The following is a 23,424-nucleotide window of genomic DNA, read 5'->3' on the forward strand; positions in this document are numbered from 1 at the left end:
ACAACACCCTTTTTTTATCCCATATTAATGGTAATCTTATGCAGTACTTGATCGTTAACCAAAGTAATTATATTTCCAGCTAAAATCTCACCATCAAGTATAGTCTCTTTAACACCTTTGTTCACATGATAAGGGTTAAAAATTTCAATTTCATATATAGTTTCTTCAAACTGATACTTCATTTGAAACTCATGCCATTTTTTCGGTATGCAAGGATCAATGCTAATTGTGTTCCCTTCTTTACTAAAACCTAAGATTTCTTTGGTGCCAACGCTGTACATCCAGCTGGCAGAACCTGTGTACCAAGTCCATCCGCCTCTGCCTATATGAGGTGCACTGCTGTAGACATCAGCTGCCATGACATAAGGTTCCACCTTATAGACTGATACCTCATGGTTAGTCCGTGTATGGTTGATTGGATTAATGAGTTCAAATAACTCATGTGCCTTATCGCCATAACCTAGTTTAGCAAAGGCTGCTACTACCCATGCAGCAGCATGCGTGTACTGTCCACCATTTTCTCGAACACCAGGTACATAACCTTTAATATAGCCCGGTTCTAGTTCACCATCATAAAAAGGTGGCGTCAAGAGTTTAATTAAGCCCTCTTCTCTAAGCACTAAGTAATCTTCAAGTGAATGCATGGCTCTTTCAACACGATCTTGATCAGCCTCACCAGAAAAAACTGCCCAAGTTTGTGCTAATGAATCAATTTTACATTCAGCATTTTCAACAGTGCCAAGCACATCTCCATTATCAAAAAATGCACGTTTATACCAATCGCCATCCCATGCAACGCTTTCTATGGCATAGATTAAGTTATCGCACACCATTTGATAACGCTCCATTCGCTCGACATCTCCATATTGGTTACATATCGGGATAAACTTTTGAAGTGTTACATGCAAGAACCAAGCTAACCATACACTTTCACCGATCATCTTGTTTCCTACCGTATTCATACCATCGTTCCAATCTCCAGTTCCCATAAACGGCAGTCCATTTTTACCAAATTTCAGACTATGTTCTAGTGCGCGTATACAATGTTCATAAAGTGTTTCAGTTTCATTTGAAACCGTTGGTGAACAGTAACGTTCTTCTTCAAATTCTTTCAAAACGTCATCCACAACAAAAGGTGCTTGTGCATTTAAAATCGTCACGTCACCAGTTGTTTTTACATACTCTGCAGTCACATACGGTAGCCACAAGTAATCATCCGAAATCCGCGTTCTCATCCCTTTATTGGTTGGTTCATGCCACCAGTGTAAAACGTCACCCTCTATGAATTGGTGCCCTGCATGTTTAATAATTTGCTCCCTAGCAAGCTCTGGCCATATCGCTAAAATAGATAAACTATCCTGCAACTGATCTCGAAACCCAAATGCACCACCTGATTGATAGAAAGCAGAGCGACTCCATAGTCGACATGAAATGACTTGATAAAGTAACCATCCATTAAGCATATAATTAAGTGAACGCTCAGGCGTTTTCACTTCTAACATCTGTAGTTTCTTTTTCCAAAATGACCTTACATCTTCAAGCGCTTGATATGCAGTTTCATACGAAAGATATTGTTTTGCTTCTTTTACTACACCTTCTATACTCTGAGCAATACCAAGTACATAGACGAACTTAAAGGTCTCGCCTGGTAAAATGGTAATTTCTGTTTGCATTGCCATACATGGATTATACCCTGCGCCAACGGTACCTGATAGATGAATTTGTCTTAATCCATCTAACTTCCTTTTGCAGTTACTTCCATAAAATTCGTGACGATTACCAGTGACACTTCTATTGTTTTCTGAGACATCCATGTACATTTGCTCACCCTTAAACTCTTGGTTATAAGGATTTTCAACTACAAGTGTGCCATTTTCCATCATGGCACTTTTTAGATGCAGTCCTGTTACACTAGGCTCTACACCCATTACTGGTGTTACATAATATGTGACGGCGATTTTTCTTTCACGATCACCTTTATTCTTTAATTCTATGATACTTATCTTAACAGGCTCTTCAAGTGGCACAAATTGTGTCAACTTTTGGTGGATGCCATGACTCTCATGTTGAAAAGACGTATAGCCAAAACCATGTTCCACAGTATACGGCGCATCTTCTCTAATAGGTTGTGGCGTCATTGACCAAATATTGAGGTATTCATCTCTTAAATAGAATGTCTCACCTGGTAAGTCACTGACTGCATCGTTACTCCATGGTGTCAATTTGTTTTCACGACTGTTGTTGCTCCATGTGTAACCACCACCCGATTCTGTTACCATAAATCCAAATTTAGGATTGGAGATTATATTAGACCATGGAGCAGGTGTTGTTTGCCCATTTTCAAGGTTGATAATATAGCATTCTCCATTTTCATCAAAACCTCCAAGTCCATTAAACAATTGAAGTTTATTCTGAAGTTGACTTACTGAAATCTCAGTTGTGTAAGATGCCGTTTCAAGTGGTTCTAATTGTGTTTCAACCATTGGTATAAATTGAACTGGAAGATTCAGCATAAGTTGCTCTTGCATGGTTTCTCCATTTCCTCTGAATATTAACCGCGCACTTGCCTTGACCAGATCTGTATCACCATCTGCCATATTGCTGGTGATAAGTATAAAGATATCTCCTCTATTACTTAACACGCCACTGGTTTGGTTGTCATAAACAATCTCTTTAACCAAAGAGGAAAGTGGATTTAGATAACTGTTTTCTTCTTGGATGAGTATGACAAGGCTCACATTTAAAGCTTTTATTCTCCAAAATTCTTGTGCTTTTAATAGTTCAAAAAGAATTTCCACTTCGTCGATTCGATCTAAGCAGACCAATACAATAGGTGTGTCGCCAGATATACCATATGGCCATAGTGAAGTCTGTCCTTTTTGATTTGAGGCAATCATGTGTTGGTTCATTTGCCTCATTGGACTTAGGTACAAGATATCTTTAATCATATCTTGATAAACTTCCATATCAGCAGCTTTTATGTTTAAATATTTTGCTTCAACTTCACTTCTTGCTAGTGCCAACCAGAAAGATGCATCGCAAGTTTCTAAGCTTGCGTACTTTTCAACAAGTTCCAAAATAGCTTCTTTACTATCGGCAATCATTGTCACAAACGAAATTCTCGTTGCTTTTCCACTTTCAATGTTTAGCTTAAGTCGTATACTCATTATCGGATCTAAAACAGTCCCTACTGTATTTGAAAGTGGTTTATCACGTTCAATCATAATAGGATTTTTAACGGTTCTACCTCGTCCAATAAAAAGTGAACGATCTGTTTCATACTGGATTTTAGAGATTGTATCACCTTCAACGACAGGCATATGTGCCATCCAAATCGATTTGTCTTCAGCACTTCTAGGACGCCTTTTTGCTAAAAGTGCATTAAATTCACTATTGTATTCAGTTTCAACAAATAAGTTCCCAAACGCTGGATGTGCTAAATCACTATTATGTGGGGCAAGCACTATTTCAAGATAACTTGTCAATTCTATAACGCTAGCCGAATCGCCATTGTTTTTGAGTTTTATTCTTCTTATCTCTGCATTATCCGCTGATGTTACAATCACCTCTGTTGTAGTTTCAATATTTTCATCAGCCCTTTTATATACGGCTTTATCTGCAGTAAAAACCACTTCATACGCATCAGGCTCAGTCTCTATTGGACAATATGTCGATGACCAAATGCGATTGGTACTCTTGTTTTTCACGTAGAAAAACATACCATAGTGATCTAAGATTGGATCTTCTCTCCATCTGCTAATAGCTAATGATTTTGTCTTACTATAACCTGTACCTTTATCAGTTAACATCACAAAATAGCTATCACTTGAAAGTACATGCGCCATTGGCAGAGGTTGATTAAGCTTTGTAAACCTTCTATAGGAACCTTTATCTCTATAAATTGATCCTTTAAATGGCATAATTTTTTCTTTATTTTCTTTGCTTAAGACTGTATTGGTCGGTATTCTCTCCTGGAGTAATAACCGCGCTGCATTTACATAAGGTTCGTCTGAAAAACGTGTTTGCATAATGTTATCATTCAAGTAATTGGTAAGCGCTAATAAGCTCATCCCCTGATGATGTGCCATATAGCTTTTGATCACTACCGGTTGATTATTAAAACCTAACCTCTCAGGTGTGTAATCAATCGCTTCATAGTATCCATATGCACCTTCACCACCTTGTGCTTTTAGTATTTGCATATTTTTATAGGCTTCAAAAGGCGATACCATAAGTGCCAACAGCGTCGCATAAGGTGCAGCGACAGCATCTTCAATTAGTCCTCTTTTAAGTCCCAACCAAGGAACACCTATGGCTTTATACTGATAATCCAAGTGAATGTCCATTGAATTAAATGCGGATTCTGAAATTCCCCATGGCATACTTCGTTCATTTGCATATTTCTTTTGACATTTAATCACAAATGAATAGGTTTCATCTAACAATGTGTTGCTATAGCTTTTCATGATTAATAAAGGCATCAAATATTCAAACATCGTGCCACTCCATGAAATCAAACCTTTGTAGTGGTCAACAACAGTTAGTGAACGCCCTAACATAAACCAGTGCTTAACTGGCACTTCTCCTCTAGCAATTGCAATATAGCTTGTTTGTCGTGCTTCAGAAGCCAATAGATCATAATATGAATTCGTCATACGATTATCTTCAATATTAAAACCAATAGAAAACAGATGCCTTCTATTTTCAAAAAGCACTCCAAATTTGGTATCCACCGAAAGTCGATTTACTTGTGAGATCAAATCATCTAACGCTGTGTATAAGTTATGCGCAGTGACTTGCGATTTTTCAACGGTATGAGTAAGAGTGTTTAACCATAGTATAGCCTCTGCAATCTCATCAACTTGCATAAGATCAGATGCGATGATGATGCTTTTGAGATCAACTATACTCGATAAAATCAATTGATTTTTATCAGGTATATCTATAAGTTTATCGTTCTTTACTAACATTTTTACAAGTTCATTTGTATAAGATGCTATCGATTGATCTAGCAGAATATCAGGCAACTGACTCATCTGTTCAAGCCATGGTGCAAAATATAAGACATCACTTTTAAATTTTTGTAGCTGTTTAATAATTTTTGCTCGCCATACTTTATCTTTCATTTCTTGGATTACTTTGCTTTCAAGTAACTTGTTGATTATCTGAAGCCATAAATCTAGGTTTTGTTCTTTTTTAAAGGATTCAATATCTACAGCGATTATCTCCTCTATACTTGCATATAAAATATTGTTTGCACAACGTATTGTATCTTCAATTCCCCTTAAATAAGCCTCATCAAACACGGTTTTATGATATAAACTTCTTAAGCCCTGTTCTAACGTAATAAGATAACATACAAAGTTTCCACTATCTACTGTGGATACATATCTTGGTCGAAGCGGTTCAAGCGATCTTGTATCATACCAATTGTATAAATGACCATTCCATTTCTCCATCTGATCAATTGTCCGGGTTGTTTTTATAAGTGTCTCAACAGATTCAATTGTACCAAGATACCCCATATCACGTGCCGACAAAGTTGCTAACAGACCAAGTCCAATATTCGTTGGAGAAGTTCTGTATGCAATACCTCTATGTGGTTCCTCTTGATAGTTATCAGGGGCTAACCAACTGTTCTTTTCGTTTGCGAACTCCTCAAAATAGCGCCATGTCTTTCGTGCAACAACTCTAAGTTCTAGTAATGCGTTATCATTAAGTCGTTCGATCTCTTTATCTCTATTTTTACTGATTAAATAAGCAATGATCGGTGATGAAAACCACAAAGCAGCCATTAATAAACTTAAACCAAAATTTGATGGTTTGAAAAAGTAACTTAAACTTGCTAAGATCAAGCCTCCAATTAAACTTGGTCCCATTGAGTATAGATAACTTTTAAGTGAATTGCTTTGAAACTTTTCAGCATCATCAGAAGTTACCCATTCCAGCATTTTCTTTTTTGAAAAAAAGACGCGAAACAATGTAGTACCAATTGCTTTCATTACCATCAGAGCATGATATGGTAAGAAAATGAGCGCCAGCATAAATTGAAAAAGTGAAGATTTTATACCAAAAAAACCATTAATATGTCTTCTGACGCGCCTAAATAGTGGTGCGTTAGAAATCAGTTCGCTAAAAACATGGATTAGGAAAGGCAGTCCCAATGCAGCTAACCCATATCCGATCCAGACAATTGCATTGCCTGGTAAGAAACTAAAACTTGCTATGAATAGTAGCATAATAGATGGCGCAACAAGACTCCTTCTTAAATTATCAGTGATTTTCCACTTGGATATTTTTGAAAGCGGATTTTTTACCTTTTGTAATTTTCTGTTGGTAATTGTTTTGCCAAGCCAACGAATCAACTGCCAATCGCCGCGAATCCATCTGTGAAGTCGTGTCATATAAGCATTATATTTAGTTGGATATGAATCAACGAGTTCCAGATCTGACACAAGTGCCGCTCTGACATATGAACCTTCAAGTAAATCATGACTTAAAACAACATTTTCTGGAACGATGTCTTTTAGAACTTGATTGAAAATACTTAAATCATAGATTCCTTTTCCTGTAAAAACACCCTCTCCAAATAAATCTTGATATACGTCTGAAATTGCACTGGCATATGGGTCCATCCCTTCTTGACCTGTCAATATTCTTGAAAAAATAGAACGATTTGAGCTTTCAACATCAAAGGAAATTCGAGGTTGCATTAAGCCATAACCGTCTACAACGATCCCCCTAACAGGATCGATAATTGGGGTATTTAAAGGATGAGCCATCGTACCAATCATTCGCTTTGCCATGCCCAGTGGCAAAATCGTATCAGCATCTAGTGTAATGATGTATTTTATCTTTTCAATTGGCATTGTATTTTCTGAGTACACAGAAAATGTCGTTTCTTTTGACCCTAATAGGAGCTCATTGAACTCCATAAGTGCACCTCTTTTACGTTCCCAGCCAGTCCAAGTGTTATCGTTTTTATTAAGTACACTTACTCTATGGTAAAAGAAAAAAAGTGCTTCTCTTCCCTGTGCATATTGCTTATTCAGCTTTTCAATCCCCTTTTCAGCTTGAAACAATATTTTGTTGTCTTCAATCGTGTTTGGTCCTTTTGAATCTTTAAACGCACCAATCAAGGCAAAGTATAAATTTTTTTCAGGATTAGAAAGATAATGATTCTCCAAGTTTTCCAACAATTCAACCACACGCTCCTCATTGTTTAGGAGTGTTGGAATCACAACCATGGTACTGAATTCTTGGGGAATTCCATCTTTAAATTCAAGTTTCGGAAATATAGCAGGCTTAACGACTAATGTGACGCCCCAGTTGATTAATGTAATCGCTAGCTCTGAACTTGGTATAAGCAGCATTATAATTACGCCACCTATCATCCATAATGATGCAGTTGCCGAATTTATAATGCCATATGCAAGAGCCGTTCCTAAGACGGTTAACATCACCGCTACAATTGCACATGCGTATATGACCCCAGGATACAGACTAAGTTTTTTATGGATTTTGCCAATAAAGCTACTTGTTCCTTTTTGTATATCTTCTAATCTTTCAATACCTGCACCTAACAAATAATAACCGACATGTTTTTTACGGTTATAAATATTTTCAGCCTCATTAGCAGAATTCCCTTCTATGAACGCTTTCTCAGCCATGGATAAAGCTTCTCGAGCAATATGAATCTCGGATACACTGTATTTTCTCGCAAGTAATTCTATTTTTCTCAGATAAAATCCTCTTGATATCTCATCCATTAGCAAATATGTTCCATCGGGATCAGATTGTAGTATTTTCTCAACATAACTAGCAGCTTCAAAAAAGTAACTCCAATTTAAAGTTGATACGTACTTTAGGCTCATGATACAATTCCCAAAAGAAACGGTACTAACTGCTTGTGCATTGTGCTCTTTGTGAGCAATCAATTCAGTTGTCATACTAAATTTATCCAGCACCTGATCTATACTTCTCAGTACACCCGAATAACTTCTCCCTGCTCTTCTCAATCTATAAAATAGATGTTCAACAAAAGACGGGTTTACCTCACTCTCTTTTTCAATAATACTTTTGAACTGTATTACTAATCTATCAAGGTCAACTACATCTTCAGACCAGTATTTATCAATAATTAAATCCGCTTTGTTCCATTCTAACTGAGTATCTTTTATTTTCTCACAAATCATACGCACATGTTCAATTAAAGCTATTCGCATCATAATTGGTAACACACGAATTTCTCTATCAAAGAGGATACTATGTGATTGATAAGCTTCTAAGTACCTAAGTAGAGTGCTCTCTTCAACCTGACCATCTACCACCGATATGAACTCAACAGCAATGGCAAATACACGTGTATAACCTTTAAATGGTCCCTTTTTTAAGACAGGAAGTTGATAATAATTTTTCTTTGTAAGCGCATGTGTCACGCCCTTAACTTGCTCTTCTATAACATAAAAATTGTCAAGTAACCACTCTGCTGCTGGTGGTATAGATCGCTTTAAATTAATATCTTCATTTAGACTTTTATAAAGTTCGAGTATTAAATCATAATTTTCGTTCATTCGTGTAATTGGCCAGTTAAGTACATTGCGTTTTACAGAAATCGTATGGTCTTGTGCCATTCGTCTCGCACGCTTTTCAAGCTCTTCAACAGTCAATGAGGCATATCTAATATTGAGGTCCCTATTTCTTCTAAGTTTTAGGATAAAGATAATGCCCGATATAACTACTAACGCAATAATGATGAATTGAATCCATGCCGAATAGTTCAATATAATCCCTACTTTCCAATTGGTTTTCCCGTACATCTAAGTATTTTTAGAAAATTTTAAATAAAATAAAGCCACTTATAAATAAGTGGCTTTGAAAATTTATTTTTAATTCTGTTGCATCCGTCACCCGTAATGCTCCTTTCTTAAGCATACGCTTATAAAGGCATAATGTCAATTTTCCAGTACTACATATATTCTCCTAAGGCTTATGGTAGTGACTTCGGTAATGGCACATGTTATACTAAATTTATTCGAAATTTTGGAGGCTATTTTGAACATACAAAATTTGATATCAACTAAAAAATCGTCTCATAAATATACTTTTTTATCACTTTTTCTTTTAGTAATTTTACTTGTGAATATAAATGATGTTTTACCAACTTATCAACAACCTATTGGTGAAATCATCTCTATTGATGAGGCTGGTGTGCCAGATACTGAGTTATCACCATTTTTGGATTATAAGCAGATCCTAACTCTCAAACTCATCAACGAAGAGCTTTCAACTCAACCCATTAAACTTGAAAATGAATTTTCTTATTCTCAAGCATTTTCTAATCGTTATGAAGTTGGTCAACTATTGATTTTAAGGAAAACTACTGTTGGCACAAAAAACGAATATGATATAGTCTCCTTAAAACGCGATACATACATGGTTTCCCTGCTGATCATTTTTGCGTTTTTAGCTGTGCTAATAGGTGGCAAACAAGGCGCTAAATCACTTGTCAGTGTTTTACTAAATTTTGCTATTGTATTTGTCATTATGTATCTATATAGAAATAATGTTAGTATCTACCTTTTGGCACCCATCGCAGTTATAATCTTTATTTTTACTTCTATGACACTTGTGACTGGCTTCAATAAAAAAACACTTGCCGCATCACTAGGAACTGCACTTGGTTTACTTTTTGCTATCACAATTGCATATGTGACTTTTAAACTTACGGGCTCTCGCGGTGTTAACTATCAAGAAATGGATATCACCATTAGTTCGCCAGTTGAACTCTTCTATTTTCAACTCGTAATCGGTACACTCGGGGCAATCATGGATATTGCTGTATCAATTGCCTCTTCAATAGAAGAAATCCTTAAAACTTCAACTGTTGTTACACGTAAAATGCTTATTAGTTCAGGCCGTAAAATTGGGAATGATATCATGGGAACTATGACAAACACTTTAATTTTAGCTTATCTAAGCGGTAGTATACCTGTAATCCTTTTGATGATGAAAAGTGGCATTTCACTTGGCTATATGATGAACATCTCACTATCATTAGAACTTTTACGAGGTGTCATTGGGAGTATCGGAATCGTACTCTCCATACCCATCACACTCTTAATTTCCATAGTACTTCTAGACAAAGTACCTCATTCGGAGGTCAAATGAATACATCACTAATAGTTCTTACTGGTATATTATTTATTCTGATGGCTACAATTGGCGGCGCAAGAGGGGTTAGATCTTTCTTTTCGATGCTCTATACGGTTACAATTTTCATAGTGTTACTCATCTTTATCTCAATGGGGTTTAACCCACTTAAAACGACATTAATAGCGAGTCTTTTAATTAGTGTAATTTTACTCTTTAATATAAACGGCATCAATAAGATGACCATTATTTCGAGTATTTCAGTCCTTATTGCAATCATTTTAACGCTGCTCATTTCACTCCCCTTTGTTAAAGAAGCTAGAATACAAGGCTTTAGTTTTGAGCAAGTTGAACAACTCTCTGCCATGAGTGCATATGTTAATATCGACTTATCAGAAATCGTCTTTATTGAAATCCTTATTGGACTGTTAGGGGCTGTAATTGATGTGGCTATATCAATCACTTCTGCAATGAACGAGTTATATGTTATTGATTCATCTTTAAAATTTGAGCAATTGTTTAAATCAGGCATGAAAATCGGTAGGGATATCCTTGGTACCATGACACACACGTTGCTTTTTGCTTTCCTTGGTGGCTTTTTTTCGATATTAATCTGGTTTTCAACTTTAAACTACACCTTTGTAAATACCATCAATTCAAAATTATTCGCTAGTGAAGTTTTCCATATCATCTGCGGTGGTATAGGTATACTTTTGATAATACCTATTGCAACTGCATTGATGGCTGCTACGTTAACTAAAGAAAAGTAGAACATCCACATCATCTAAAGGTCATGTGAATGCTCTACTTTTTCAATTTTGCTTTTGTTGATTAGTCTATATCTCTTACAGCTAACACATAATTATATACATATCTAACATCACCTTGTGGCCCAAAATACTTTGGATAATCATCTGAATCACCAGACTTAGGATCACTTCTAACAGCACCAGCGCCGTGAACATCCATGATGGAACCATTCATTTTTCCTAGTGCTTCCCCAAATGACACATATGAAGCACTGCTTGATTTGTTGATGCCATCTTGATGTGTTGTACTTGACCAATAAAAGCCATAATTTGTATTGCCATTTGGATCAGTCATCTCCGATAGTACAAACAGCGGATCTATCGCAGGAGAGTTAGTTGTATCTGGACTTCTTGAATAATCTACGATACTTTGTAGCTCTTTGATATTTGGTAGTCTCCAGTCATCATAACCTGCATATGATAAGTCCTCGGCATACTGAAGTGCTTCTTTCCAGTCACGTGTCTGACCATCATCTGTCATCTGCCACATTAAACCAGTGGCTAGATCACTGATTGTACCATCACCATTGTCAACAAAAAGGTTTTCACCGTATGACGTGTTTCCTCTAACTAATCTAAAATAAGCGGTGTTATCTAATTTGGTTTGTGGTTTTATCATACCATAACCTTTTATACGCCCATCAACGAAATTCACACCAAATACTGTTGCATCATCTTTCATAGTAGTGCTCACATACTTTGTACTTGACCAAACCTGCGCATCAATCTCTCTTTCTCCAATACTTGTGTTTCCTATAGGTTGATCAAAGTAATCAGTATCTATAAAAAGTATATCTGCTTTCTCTCCACCTGAAGAACCATTATAATTTATAAGCGAAAATAGTTCTTTTATATTTGGGATACGCCAGTCATCATATCCGCCGAGTTTAGCATTATTTGCATACTCAAGTGCCTCATCAAAAGTCATTTTAGAGTCCATGGTTTGCTGCCACATTAGGCCAGTGACTGTATCCGTCACCGTGCCATCACCATTATCAGTATAACTTGGCTCATAGCCACTATAGTTTGCATCTTGTCCATAAAACGCCTCACCAGAGGATATCTTAGAAACTGTCGTCACATCAGTAAAAAATTTAGAAGTTCCTGTATCAACGATTTTATAGGATAATTCTGTTGCAGTTAAATCACTGTTATTTAAAGTTACTGACTCGCTCGATGTCGCTATCGATTTTACAGCCTGGATGTTATCATCTTTTTCATTTGCAAAACTATAAAGCAAACCACCCATTATAACTATTAAGACGACCAATATAATTCCAATTTTATTCATCATCACACTTTCCTTTCTTATTTATTATCCAATACCTACATACATTATATGATGCATGCAATTGGAAATTCAAAGGTCAAAATGTGGCAAAGTATCGTTTTTTTGAATTTGATAATTATTTTGAAATTTTAAAGTTGTTTTCATATTATTCACATATTTTACCTCAAAAAGGGGTATGATATAGTTATACTTAAAAACTAATAAATATAATTATGCTATGAATGGTCTTTAAAATAAATTTAATACTCTAGTTTCAGCCTCAACTGTGCTAAGATCGATCATCATGAAGATTTAGTTGAACCTAATAAGGAGGTTATACTTTATGAAAATTAACCCAAATTCTCAAGCCTTAAATACGTATCGACAACTTAGTACAAATACATCAAATACTAGCAACACCATCGATAGAAGTATTGTAAAACCAGATACGAAGCAACAAGATCCCCAAAAGACTTCAAATAGTAATTCTGTCTCTAGTAATCCCATCAACGTATCGATTTCAAAAGAAGGTCAAGCCCTTAGTAAAGCACAAACAACAGCTACTGCTACACCGCTTGCCCCTACTGCTACCAAGACAAATACCGTGACATCTGCTGGTAAGCCCGTGAGTGCAAATTATTCACCACAAAGACCTCAGCGTTCTGTTTCTCAAAATAATTTAGGTGAAAATAAAATTCAACAAAAAGCTGATCAAGCTGCATTGGATAGTCCACAAAAAGCAGCAGATGCGCTTAAATCAGTGAATGATATGATCACTAAGCAAGCAAGTAACGCTAGGATGGCACAAGCGAACCAATCACCACAAAGTGTTTTACAATTATTAAAATAGTGAACAAAAATAGAACCCAAAAGTTTAGATCTATCATCTAATCTTTTGGGTTTCTTAATATCGGATCTATGCTAATTCATTGATTGCAACATGATAGTTTGGATCTTCTATGATGTTAATATCCACAACACTTGTTGCATCTTTTATAAATTCATAACACTCTGGCGACAGATGCTTTAGATGAAGAATTTTTCCCTCATTTTTATACATCTCTGTCAGCGAGTTGATAATATCGATTCCAGAATGGTCAAATACCCTAGCATGGAGGAAATCAATAACAACTTCATCTGGATCACTTGATATATCAAAACTTTCAATAAAGTTTCTCGCAGAACCAAAGAACAAAGCCCCTCTTATCTGATAAACTTTAGTATGCTCCGCTTCCTTCGTAACTGTAATATCAATTCTTTTACCTTTTTCCCAAGCAAAAATCAGTGCTGAGACGATTACGCCAGCGGCAACTGCCACTGCCAAGTCTTGTACAACTGTTATCCCTGAAACAAGTATAATTACAAAAGCATCTGACTTTTTAATGTTCCTAATCATTTTAAATGATGACCACTCAAAGGTCGCGATAACTACCATAAACATAACACCAGTTAGTGCTGCTATAGGAATCATCTCTATCAGTGATGAACCAAAAAGGATAAACCCTAATAGGAAAAGTGCAGCTGAAACACCTGATAACCGATTGCGACCACCAGAATTTACATTGATCATACTTTGACCAATCATCGCACAACCACCCATACCACCAAAGAAACCAGTAGCAATATTGGCAACGCCTTGACCGATGCACTCCTTGTTTCCACGACCTCTTGTTTTAGTGATATCATCCACCAACGTTAGCGTCATCAAGGATTCGATAAGACCAATCGCTGCAAAAACCACTGCATAAGGTAACAGAATCTCTAATGAGTGAAGGTTGAAAGGTATACTTGGGATGTGAAACTGTGGAAACCCACCACCAACTGATGCGATATCGCCGACACTTTTCGTATCAATATGAAGAAAGTTCACCAAAACCGCAACAGAAAGGATCGCAACGAGTGCTGATGGGATCGCTTTAGTTAACTTTGGCAATATATACATAATGAACATCGTCATTAGAACAAGTCCTATCATGGTAAAAAGTTCCTTACCACTCATCCACACAAGCGTGTCATTTATACTCTTTACTTTAAACTGATTGAGCTGGGCTAAGAAGATCACAATCGCAAGTCCATTGACAAACCCAAACATCACTGGTAGTGGAATGATCCTGATAAACTTACCTAATTTGAGAAGTCCTACTGTGATTTGTATAATTCCCATTAGCACCACGGCACCAAAGAGATATTCAACGCCATGCTCTGATACAAGATCAACCATAACAACTGCTAGTGCGCCAGTTGCACCTGAGATCATACCTGGTCTTCCACCAAATAAAGCTGTTATAAGGCCCACCATAAACGCAGCATAAAGTCCCACAAGTGGCTCAACGCCAGCCACAAAAGAAAATGCAACTGCCTCAGGAACAAGAGCGAGTGCAACTGTTAACCCTGATAATAATTCGTTCTTAATATTGATATTCTTAAATCTTGATTCTCTTTTTGACAATGTATTACCTCCGAAATTTTAAGTACATAAGTCATTAATATACCATAAAATAGAGGTAAATAAAAGAAACACTTTATAGCTGGCTTAAATTCCTATGTCCCACAGGTAGTTGTATAGTTTTTTGGCCAGTTTTTCTGTGGCGTACCGATAAGGAGTTGTTCATCTGTATATAGATAAGGATTCGATAGCAATCGCATCAATTCCCTAAACGGCTTATCGTCACCCTCTAAAACCCAATCATTAAGAACGCGCTGAACGATGTGATTACGGGGGATAATTGCAGGATTCTGTCCTTTCATGAATTCCCTTAGTGATTTTTCATCCCCTAGTTCCTGTGTGAGACGCATACGCCACTTTTGATACCAGTTCTTAAAGGCTTCTGAAGAAGTACTTTCCTCGGTTTCAAAAGTGCCTAGTGTTAGTTTTTTAAACGTCTCGTGGTAGTCTAGTTGATCCCTTTCCATGCATACTAGTAATTCATTTACCATAGCTAAATCCTCATAATCAGAACTTAAAAGACCTAATTTGTTTCGCATCTTTAAAAGCCACTCTGCTTCATATACCTGGTCATAATAATCTAAAGCCTCATTTGCGACTCGTTCACCATCATGATTAAAAAGTGGTATCAAAGTCTCTGCGAATCTTGCCAGATTCCATTTTCCAATAAGGGGTTGGTTCTTATATCGGTATCTACCACTTGTGTCTATAGCGCTGAATACCGTATCGGGATCGTATTGATCCATAAAGGCACAGGGCCCATAATCTATCGTCTCACCTGCTAAAGTTACATTATCTGTATTCATGACACCATGTACAAACCCGAGGCTTTGCCAGTGTGCTATCAGTTTAGCTTGACGCATCGCAAAGTTAAAAAGTAAGCATCTTATCTGATCTTCTTTATCAGAGCACTGCGGATAGTGCCTAGCTAAAGTGTAGTTGAAGAGTGCCTTTAATATAGCATCACCGCGCGAAGCGGCATACTGAAAAGTACCTACTCGTATATGACTGGACGCCATACGCGTAAGTATCGCACCTTCTTGCTGGGTTGCTCTGTATACGGTCTCTCCCGAACTTACAACCGCAAGGCTTCTAGTTGTAGGTACGCCAAGGCCTGCCATGGCTTCACTAATTAAGTATTCTCGAAGCATAGGTTCTACCCCAGCTCTTCCATCACCACGTCTAGAATAAGGCGTTGGACCTGAGCCTTTTAATTGCAAATCAACCCGCCTGCCTTCAGGCGTTAGATGCTCACCAATCATTAGTGCTCTTCCATCTCCAAGGTGGTTAAAGTAACCAAATTGATGACCTGAGTAGGCTTGTGCAAACGATCTACTACCGAGAACTTGTTGATTTCCGGATAAAATAGCAGTTCCTTCTAAAGTACTTAACCCATCTGCATCCAGACCAATTTCAAGTGCTAATGCAGTATTTAAAAGAATAATCTGAGGATCTTTTACTGGCTTAGCAATTTGAACTGTATACAGTATATCTGGTAACTCCAGATATGAGTTATCTATGCAAAAACCAAAGTTATCTTTTCTTTTTATATTTGACATCATCATTTATACCTTTCTGTTATTATAAATACTTTTAATGGATTTAAATTGTACTTATATCAATTAAATACCCATCTCAATTTGACTTAACCAATGCGCCTAACTTGGTTAAACCACTTGCTAATGGGTATAGAAACACCGTATACTACCTATTAGAGGAAGGTGAAAAAATGTTACAAACTTATAGTGAAAAATTTAAGAGAAGTCTATCAAAAGTTGCATTTGGCGGTATCGTCGTTGCTAACGAAGTGCAAGAAGATGCAAACAGATATGTTGAAGAAGCTATAAAAAGCGGGGTGAATTATTTTGATGTCGCTCCTACTTATTTTGATGCTGAATCAAAACTAGGGCCTGCACTTAGAGGAAAGCGAAAAGATATCTTTTTAGCGTGTAAAACTGAGGATCGCACAGCATCTGGCTCAAGAAAATTACTTGAAGAATCTCTCGAGAAATTGGAAACAGACTATTTTGATCTTTACCAACTTCATGCTGTTTATGATCTAGAGGATGTCAAAAAAACATTTGGTCCTGATGGCGCTTTTAAAACTTATTTAAAGGCAAAAGAAGAAGGCCTTATCAAACATATTGGTTTTTCAGCACATTCAACTGAAGCTGCACTGGCACTTATGGAAAGATATGATTTTGATTCTATTATGTTTCCTTTTAATTTTGCTTCGATGCTAAATTATGGATATGGTGACGATGTCCTCAAACTTGCAAAAGAAAAAAACATGACCATTTTAGGCATCAAATCTATGGTACTTACAAGTTATCAAGAAAGCGATAAAGAAAAATATCCTAAAGCTTGGTATCATCCAATAGAAGATTTTGAACTTGCTAAAAAAGCTGTGAACTACTCGCTGAATCGCGGTGTAGATATTATAGTTCCCCCTGGAAATATAGAGCAATTTAGATGGGCATTAAAAATAGTTGAACAAGGACTACAGCTTGACGTGTCTGATGTAGAAGACTTAAAAAAAGTTGCGCGTTCAACAACACCTTTGTTTCCACTTAAATCTAGATAAAATTCAATGAAAACCCCTTCAAAATTCAACTTGGATTTTGAAGGGGTTTTTTGTGTCTCATAAGTTTTAGACGCATAGTGGTTCACTTTATTTCAGATTATTGACGCATCTCATCACTAAGAACGACTGAAATGATCCGGTCAACGATAGCACTATAACCCGCTGCATTTGGATGAAAATCATCTATTGTCAGATAAGCATCTAAGTGATACTTAAAAAGATCATAAGTTGGGATGTAAACACTACTCGAGTAAGAATCTACTAGTAATGAGGTCTTGTAATTCATATTTAGTAACAGTTCAATTTTCTCCATATCAACTTTATCGCCATAAGGATTATAAAGTCCGATAAAAACAATTTGTGTATCTGCGTTTTTAGCTTTTATTGCGTTTAAAATGACTTTTAAATCACTCAGATATTGCGTTAAGAGTTCTTCATAGTCAATTGAAAGTGTGGAAGCTTCATTATCAAGAAGGCTTTTGATATCATTACCACCTATTGAGATCATCACCATATGCGATTGAATCAGAAACGCATCTGTCTCGGTATTTTGAATGACGGCTAAGAGATCTTCAGTTTTCGCACCTGGAACAGACAAATTAATCACTTCAGTCGACTTTGAGTTATCATTCAATTTTAAGGCATAACCTTTGCCAAGTCCCATACTTGTTTCATCACCAACGCCAGCGCCTATAGAATCTCCTATTACTAGGATATTGAGATTATCTGCCGACTTAAAAACACTATTGGTCTTTTCAATGCTCGTCTCAATGTTTGACTTTGTCATTTCACCGTTCTGAGTTGATGTCGTAATATGAATAGTTGTCACGATTCCTATAATAAAGCCCACTGCTATCACAATTGAAAATACAAACAATATCAGCCATAAGATTTTTTTGTTCATACCATGCCTCCTATAGAACTACACCAATACATCTTGTTTCGAAAAAACAAAAAAGCTTATAACCAAAGATACAACAGACCATACACTTAGCACCAATACTGAAAATACTAAACTCATCCCTTCAATTGGTTGGAAGGAACCTGTTAAGTATTTTATGAGATTGAGATTTGACACAAAAAAGTATTTCACAATTCCCCAATCTGATAAGAAAAATTGTAAAAACTGTCCACCAATCAGTGATGCCATAATTATCCCTATGGCAGTTGCTGTACTTCTAACAAGTGCAGAGATCATGAACGTTATTGATGCAATTGCAATAGATACAAACCATCCTAGTGCATAGACTAAAAACATATACTCTAATCGTGTTATCCTTATGACTGAGTCTGAGTTTAATGTGCCTCCAATATATTTAAACCCAGTAGCGATGGGTTCATCAAATCCCCATACGCCAAAAAAGAGCCTAGAAACGCCGCCTGATATAATGCCAATTAAGAGTATAACCATAGTCGTCATCATCACGAGAGCAAGATACTTACTTAAGAGAACTTTCCATCTAGGCACTGCCCTTGTAAGTAGTAATTTTATGGTTCTATTTGAGAACTCACTTGAGATTAAATCAGCTGCTAAAATGATGATTAGCAATGGTAAAAATAGAATAATAGATTGTTCCATAAATTCTACTGTAAACCTTGCTGTGCTTGGGGTAATTGGATTCAAATCATGAGATACAAAGTATTCTAATTGCTCGATCTGAATGTTTATGGATTGAATCGCAGATTCAGGAATATAGGGGCTATCTACTCTACCTTTTAGTTGCTCGATTTGCTGATTGACGAGGCTTTTCCAATCATAAGAAGCGCCACTTACTGAGGATTCAAACTTACTAATCGTTTTATCATATGCATATTTTTCACCATAGGCAAACAGCCCAACAAGAACGATCAGTAAAATGGCGATTAATATCATTTTCTTCTTTAAAAATATTTTAGTAATTTCATTCTGAATTAAAGAAACCATCGTGCCATCTCCTCTATGTGATATGATGATGTTCAGTTAGGTTTAAAAACAACTCTTCAAGTGTAAGACTTTTTATACCTACATATTTAAGTTTTATCCCTTCATCAATTAGGTACTTGTTCATCTCTTCTATTTTCTCAAGATCGATATTTCCCATCAGTTCATTATTTTCAATCTTTAAATCGGCTTTATATTTTTCCTTTAATAAGGTCTGTCCCTTCAGAGGGTCATCAAGAACCCAATAAATAGTGCCTGAAGATAATAAATCGCTCACCTTTGCATTTTTAATAATTAGTCCATCATTGATAATAGAAACTTTATCGCACATGAGTTGTATTTCAGAGATAAGATGAGATGATATTAACACTGAAATGTTTTTATGTCTCACTAAGTCCTTTATAATTTCCCTGAACTCAAAGATCCCTTGGGGATCAAACCCATTTGTAGGTTCATCAAGAATTAAAAGTTTCGGTTTATGAATCAAGGCCTGTGCAAGACCTAGTCTTTGCCTCATCCCCATAGAGTAAGTACTTACTTTGTCGTTGATCCTATTCTCAAGTCCAACGAGCCTAACAACCTCAAGAATATCTTCTTTAGAGATATTTTTAGACATAGCAGATAACATCTCTAAATTCTTCATACCAGTGGCAAAATTATATAGATCTGGCCCTTCTATTAAACACCCAACGTTCTCCATGGCTTTTATATATTGAGTTGATATAGACGCTCCGCAAATTTCGATTGTACCTGAAGAGGGTTTCGAAAGTCCCACAATCATTCTAAGGGTTGTTGATTTTCCAGCACCATTAGGACCTAAAAAACCTAAGATTTCACCTTCTTCTATATTAAAACTGATGCCTTTAATGATTTCTTTTTTTTCAATATATTTCGTGACATTATTAACTTTAAGCACCCTACTCATAATCTGCCTCACTTCAACTCTACATTAATGACTCGTAGCAATCTAATCGTTCTTATATTTAGAGTATTATATCCAATTTGTGCTTATATAAACGCATCTTACTGTTTGCTCAACAATATAAGCATTGCCAAACCAACACCCGCTAAAAAGGCCAAGTAAGAATGTTCCCTTTCATTTTCTCTTACTTCTGGCAAAAGATGGGATGCGGAAATATAGATTAAGACGCCCACTACAAACCCAAGAGCAAGTCCTAGAATTGAACTGTTTAATTTGCTTACAAATGGAAAGGCTATAAAAGCACCTATCGGTGTAGTGAGTGCAGCTACCAGAAAAGCATAAAAAATGGCTTTTTTATCACTTAATCCTGCTTTAGTTAATACTGAAAATGTAATGACCCCTTCTGCAAATTCATGTACGACGAGCCCAATCCCTGCCAATATACCTATGAAAATATTCACATTAAAAGCAACTGAATAAATGATGCCATCTATAAAAGAGTGAATCCCAATTCCCTCTAAGGCTGTAATTCCAAATGCCAATTCATGTTGCTTGGTTTTGTGTTTGATAATCCTATTGCTAAAAAACATAAATACAAATCCAATTAACGCAGCCAAACCTGCGTTTGGGTTTTTTTCTATCGCCTGAGGAAACGCCATGATTAAAGGTGATGAGATCAACACGCCAGCAGCAAAACACATAAAGTACTCAACATTCTTTTCAGCCCATACTTTGTTTTTATAAATCACCAAAATTCCAATACTATTAACTACCATTGCACTTAGTGCAAAAATAGCCACCCATGTAAATGTACTGAGTTTTAACACTTAAATCATCTCCGATCTGATCATTATTTTAGTCTATAGGTCAGCATCCCTTTATATTCTATTAAAGCGATTTGCTCATCTTGTTTTAACGTATTCATAATTTTGACACTATCTATGCAGCCTCTTGTCTTCAAGAAGCTTTCTATTTCAAATTGATTCATAGGATGTCTTTTAATGATACTGATGATGGCTTCATAATGATCTTTTATTTCACTATAAAATCCTTGTGAAGCTAACAACTCTATAGAAATACCTCCAAGTATATTGACTGCCCTTTCTATGCATTCATGGCTGACAGATTTTACGTTAGCTTCTGCAGGCGGTCTAACGGGTGTATTGATATAGACCTTATCATACTTTAGTGTTTTCAAGATTTCAGAAAGTTTTAAAAGTGAAGTGTTATCATCATTCATGTCAGGAATTAGCATAATTTCTATCCATAGACTTCCTATAAATTCTTCAGAAAATGTTTTTAAACCACTCTTTATCTGTTCAAAACGGATTGCACCGTGAGGTCTATTGATGCTCTTTAACGAAGCATCATCATACGCATCAAGCGTAGGCAACACAATATCTGCATTGTATAATTCCTCTCTCAATACTTTATCATATAGCAATGCACCATTTGTAATGACAACAACTGGCTTTTCTGTTCTTTTTTTAACTTCACATATGAGTTTTCCTAATCCTAAATAGAGTGTAGGTTCTCCTTCTCCAACAATGGTGACCACATCAAACTCAGTATTTCGTTTAAGATAAATATCAAATTCTTCTATTATTTCCTTCACTGAGAAAAACATCTGCCTCGTATTCGTCATGTTATCGGTTCTACCAAGTTGGCAGTAGATACAAGAATAATTACAGGTCTTTTTGGGAATTGGGCTTATCCCTAATGAAATGCCCAATCTTCTAGATGGTACTGGTCCATATACAAATTTCATTTCTTCCATTTGCGTTTTACCTCTTTTCTAAATGATCATTAGATTAAAGACGAAAAAAGGGGCATTCATTGCCCCTTCTGTAAAAATTAAAAACTATTTACCTTTAAATTTAGAAATTTCTTCCTCTACTTCCTTAGCGCCTTCTGAGTAAAAATTCTCTTCATCAGGATCAAGTTCTTTTAAAAGCCTTAAAAACTCACCAGCATGAACTCTCTCTTCATCAGCGATATCTTTTAATACTTCAATTGCCAATTTGTTATCAGTTGATTCTGCCAATTGCATATAAAGTTGAATTGCTTCATATTCAGCAGAAACCATAAAGCGAATAGCTCTAATGAGTTCTTGCTCTGTTAATTTGCGTTCTTTCGCTAGTCCAGAAAATGGATGTCCAAAATCAGGCATTTAACGCACCTCCTTTTTAGTTTTCGGCATATGCCGGTATTTATTTTTATTATACTCCGTTTCCGGCATATGTCAATTATTCTCTGTAATTCAAGAATTTTTTAGCGGGTTGAAACTTAGCATTTCTTTAAAATAATATCAATATATGGTATACTAACGGTCTAATAGCAATACATCTGAGGATGTTTATATTTGGATTAATCGTGCAACTATATTTTAAAAGGAGACCCTCATGAAATATTCAATGTTACACACGTGTTTACGCGTTATGGACCTTGAAAAATCTCTCGATTTTTACAAAAACGCACTTGGCTTTAGAGAAACCAACCGCAAAGATTTTCCAGAACATGAATTTACTTTAGTTTTTTTAACTGATGAATCAGGACATTACGATATTGAACTTACTTATAATTATCACCCAGAAAAGCCTTATGTTATCGGCAACGGCTTCAGTCATCTCGCCGTAGGCACGCCAGATTTAGAAGCATCTCACAAAAATCATGAGGATATGGGCTATAAAGTCACTAAACTTATGGGACTTCCTGGGGAAGCTCCTAGATACTATTTTGTAACTGATCCAGATGGTTATGAAGTTGAAGTGATTAGAAGAGCTTAAATAAACTGTAGCTTATAAAAAAATCACCATGTACATTTGTTGAGATGTACATGGTGATTTTTTTATTACTCATTTTGGAAAACTTTTATGTTGAGCTATGCCTCTTCAGAGTAGTACTGTGCTTGAGCCAACCACAGTTCTCTATACTTCCCATCTTTTTGCTCAACGAGTATATCGTCTTCAATCCTTTTATATATATTTATTGCTTTTATATAAATTCATTTCAATTGTAATTATATCATTATAATAGAATATAAACATAGACAAAAGTATACTTTCTTTAAGTAAAAAACAGATGTTAATGCAGTCAAATTATTTCAAATAAATATCTGGTGCTAGCTGGTAGCCAGTTTCTATCTCTAGACTGTTAGAATTAAAAAAACGCTTAAACAATTGTTTAAGCGCTAAAAAGATTAAAAGATTTATTATCTTCTTGTATCCCTTGGTGATGTTAAATTAAAATCCTGAAAACAATGAAAGTAACACACCTGCAGATACTGCTGAACCGATTACACCAGCAACGTTAGGTCCCAT

General features: G+C 36.1%; 15 protein-coding genes. 5 read left to right on the forward strand and 10 right to left on the reverse strand.

What is annotated here, in order from left to right; genetic code table 11:
* Positions 1-14: 14 nt before the first annotated feature.
* Positions 15-8,819: a GH36-type glycosyl hydrolase domain-containing protein gene (locus QE109_RS15080; RefSeq protein ID WP_281095378.1), complete on the reverse strand. Its 8,805-nt coding sequence runs from the start codon at positions 8,817-8,819 to the stop codon at positions 15-17.
* 235 nt (positions 8,820-9,054) lie between these two features.
* Between QE109_RS15080 and QE109_RS15085 the strand changes: the two genes are divergently transcribed.
* Together QE109_RS15085 and QE109_RS15090 are read left to right on the forward strand one after the other, a co-directional pair.
* Positions 9,055-10,170 carry a YibE/F family protein gene (locus QE109_RS15085; protein ID WP_281095379.1) on the forward strand — a complete coding sequence of 372 codons (1,116 nt, stop codon included), beginning with the start codon at positions 9,055-9,057 and terminating at the stop codon, positions 10,168-10,170.
* Positions 10,167-10,922: a YibE/F family protein gene (locus tag QE109_RS15090; protein WP_281095380.1), complete on the forward strand. Its 756-nt coding sequence runs from the start codon at positions 10,167-10,169 to the stop codon at positions 10,920-10,922. The genes QE109_RS15085 and QE109_RS15090 overlap by 4 nt, the downstream gene beginning before the upstream one ends.
* Before the next feature lie 61 nt (positions 10,923-10,983).
* Here the strand turns inward: QE109_RS15090 and QE109_RS15095 are convergent, their stop codons facing one another.
* A complete protein-coding gene (locus QE109_RS15095) occupies positions 10,984-12,255 on the reverse strand; it encodes an Lcl C-terminal domain-containing protein (protein WP_281095381.1) in 1,272 nt (423 codons plus the stop codon).
* A gap of 319 nt (positions 12,256-12,574) precedes the next feature.
* Between QE109_RS15095 and QE109_RS15100 the strand changes: the two genes are divergently transcribed.
* Positions 12,575-13,081 (forward strand): hypothetical protein, encoded by a 507-nt coding sequence (locus QE109_RS15100; RefSeq protein WP_281095382.1) that lies wholly within the window; start codon positions 12,575-12,577, stop codon positions 13,079-13,081.
* A 66-nt stretch (positions 13,082-13,147) separates the two neighbouring features.
* Here QE109_RS15100 and QE109_RS15105 read toward each other — a convergent pair whose 3' ends face one another.
* Together QE109_RS15105 and QE109_RS15110 are read right to left on the reverse strand one after the other, a co-directional pair.
* Complete coding sequence (locus QE109_RS15105; protein ID WP_281095383.1) at positions 13,148-14,680, reverse strand: SulP family inorganic anion transporter; 1,533 nt, start codon at positions 14,678-14,680, stop codon at positions 13,148-13,150.
* Positions 14,681-14,772: 92 nt separating this feature from the next.
* Positions 14,773-16,236, reverse strand: coding sequence for a protein adenylyltransferase SelO (locus QE109_RS15110; protein ID WP_281095384.1), 1,464 nt, complete (start codon positions 16,234-16,236; stop codon positions 14,773-14,775).
* Between the two features lie 170 nt (positions 16,237-16,406).
* Between QE109_RS15110 and QE109_RS15115 the strand changes: the two genes are divergently transcribed.
* A complete protein-coding gene (locus QE109_RS15115; RefSeq protein ID WP_281095385.1) occupies positions 16,407-17,261 on the forward strand; it encodes an aldo/keto reductase in 855 nt (284 codons plus the stop codon).
* 97 nt (positions 17,262-17,358) lie between these two features.
* On the opposite strand, the gene QE109_RS15120 is transcribed toward QE109_RS15115, so the two are convergent.
* The 6 genes from QE109_RS15120 to QE109_RS15145 form a co-directional block, all read right to left on the reverse strand.
* Positions 17,359-18,165: a GDSL-type esterase/lipase family protein gene (locus tag QE109_RS15120; RefSeq protein WP_281095386.1), complete on the reverse strand. Its 807-nt coding sequence runs from the start codon at positions 18,163-18,165 to the stop codon at positions 17,359-17,361.
* 18 nt (positions 18,166-18,183) lie between these two features.
* Entirely contained in the window at positions 18,184-19,185 is a 1,002-nt protein-coding gene (locus QE109_RS15125) for an ABC transporter permease (protein ID WP_281095387.1), read from the reverse strand.
* Between the two features lie 13 nt (positions 19,186-19,198).
* A complete protein-coding gene (locus QE109_RS15130; RefSeq protein ID WP_281095393.1) occupies positions 19,199-20,110 on the reverse strand; it encodes an ABC transporter ATP-binding protein in 912 nt (303 codons plus the stop codon).
* A 95-nt stretch (positions 20,111-20,205) separates the two neighbouring features.
* Positions 20,206-20,904: a ZIP family metal transporter gene (locus QE109_RS15135; protein WP_281095388.1), complete on the reverse strand. Its 699-nt coding sequence runs from the start codon at positions 20,902-20,904 to the stop codon at positions 20,206-20,208.
* A 50-nt stretch (positions 20,905-20,954) separates the two neighbouring features.
* Positions 20,955-21,881: a radical SAM protein gene (locus QE109_RS15140; RefSeq protein ID WP_281095389.1), complete on the reverse strand. Its 927-nt coding sequence runs from the start codon at positions 21,879-21,881 to the stop codon at positions 20,955-20,957.
* A gap of 84 nt (positions 21,882-21,965) precedes the next feature.
* The gene (locus tag QE109_RS15145; RefSeq protein ID WP_281095390.1) at positions 21,966-22,274 is read right to left on the reverse strand and encodes a ferritin family protein; all 309 of its coding nucleotides are present in this window, start codon (positions 22,272-22,274) and stop codon (positions 21,966-21,968) included.
* 232 nt (positions 22,275-22,506) lie between these two features.
* Between QE109_RS15145 and gloA the strand changes: the two genes are divergently transcribed.
* On the forward strand, positions 22,507-22,890 hold the full coding sequence (gene gloA / locus QE109_RS15150) for a lactoylglutathione lyase (protein ID WP_281095391.1): 384 nt from the start codon (positions 22,507-22,509) through the stop codon (positions 22,888-22,890).
* The last annotated feature ends 534 nt before the right edge of the window (positions 22,891-23,424 follow it).

Origin of the sequence: Fusibacter bizertensis, assembly GCF_029914245.1 — a bacterium.
Classification (GTDB): domain Bacteria; phylum Bacillota; class Clostridia; order Peptostreptococcales; family Acidaminobacteraceae; genus Fusibacter_C; species Fusibacter_C bizertensis.

Bases quoted from the DNA above. Each gene is read 5' to 3' on its own strand.
- QE109_RS15090 (WP_281095380.1), top strand. From the start codon at position 10,167: ATGAATACATCACTAATAGTTCTTACTGGTATATTATTTATTCTGATG.
- QE109_RS15110 (WP_281095384.1), bottom strand. From the start codon at position 16,236: ATGTCAAATATAAAAAGAAAAGATAACTTTGGTTTTTGCATAGATAAC.
- QE109_RS15115 (WP_281095385.1), top strand. From the start codon at position 16,407: ATGTTACAAACTTATAGTGAAAAATTTAAGAGAAGTCTATCAAAAGTT.
- QE109_RS15120 (WP_281095386.1), bottom strand. From the start codon at position 18,165: ATGAACAAAAAAATCTTATGGCTGATATTGTTTGTATTTTCAATTGTG.
- QE109_RS15080 (WP_281095378.1), bottom strand. From the start codon at position 8,819: ATGTACGGGAAAACCAATTGGAAAGTAGGGATTATATTGAACTATTCG.
- gloA (WP_281095391.1), top strand. From the start codon at position 22,507: ATGAAATATTCAATGTTACACACGTGTTTACGCGTTATGGACCTTGAA.
- QE109_RS15125 (WP_281095387.1), bottom strand. From the start codon at position 19,185: ATGGTTTCTTTAATTCAGAATGAAATTACTAAAATATTTTTAAAGAAG.
- QE109_RS15145 (WP_281095390.1), bottom strand. From the start codon at position 22,274: ATGCCTGATTTTGGACATCCATTTTCTGGACTAGCGAAAGAACGCAAA.
- QE109_RS15140 (WP_281095389.1), bottom strand. From the start codon at position 21,881: ATGGAAGAAATGAAATTTGTATATGGACCAGTACCATCTAGAAGATTG.
- QE109_RS15095 (WP_281095381.1), bottom strand. From the start codon at position 12,255: ATGATGAATAAAATTGGAATTATATTGGTCGTCTTAATAGTTATAATG.
- QE109_RS15100 (WP_281095382.1), top strand. From the start codon at position 12,575: ATGAAAATTAACCCAAATTCTCAAGCCTTAAATACGTATCGACAACTT.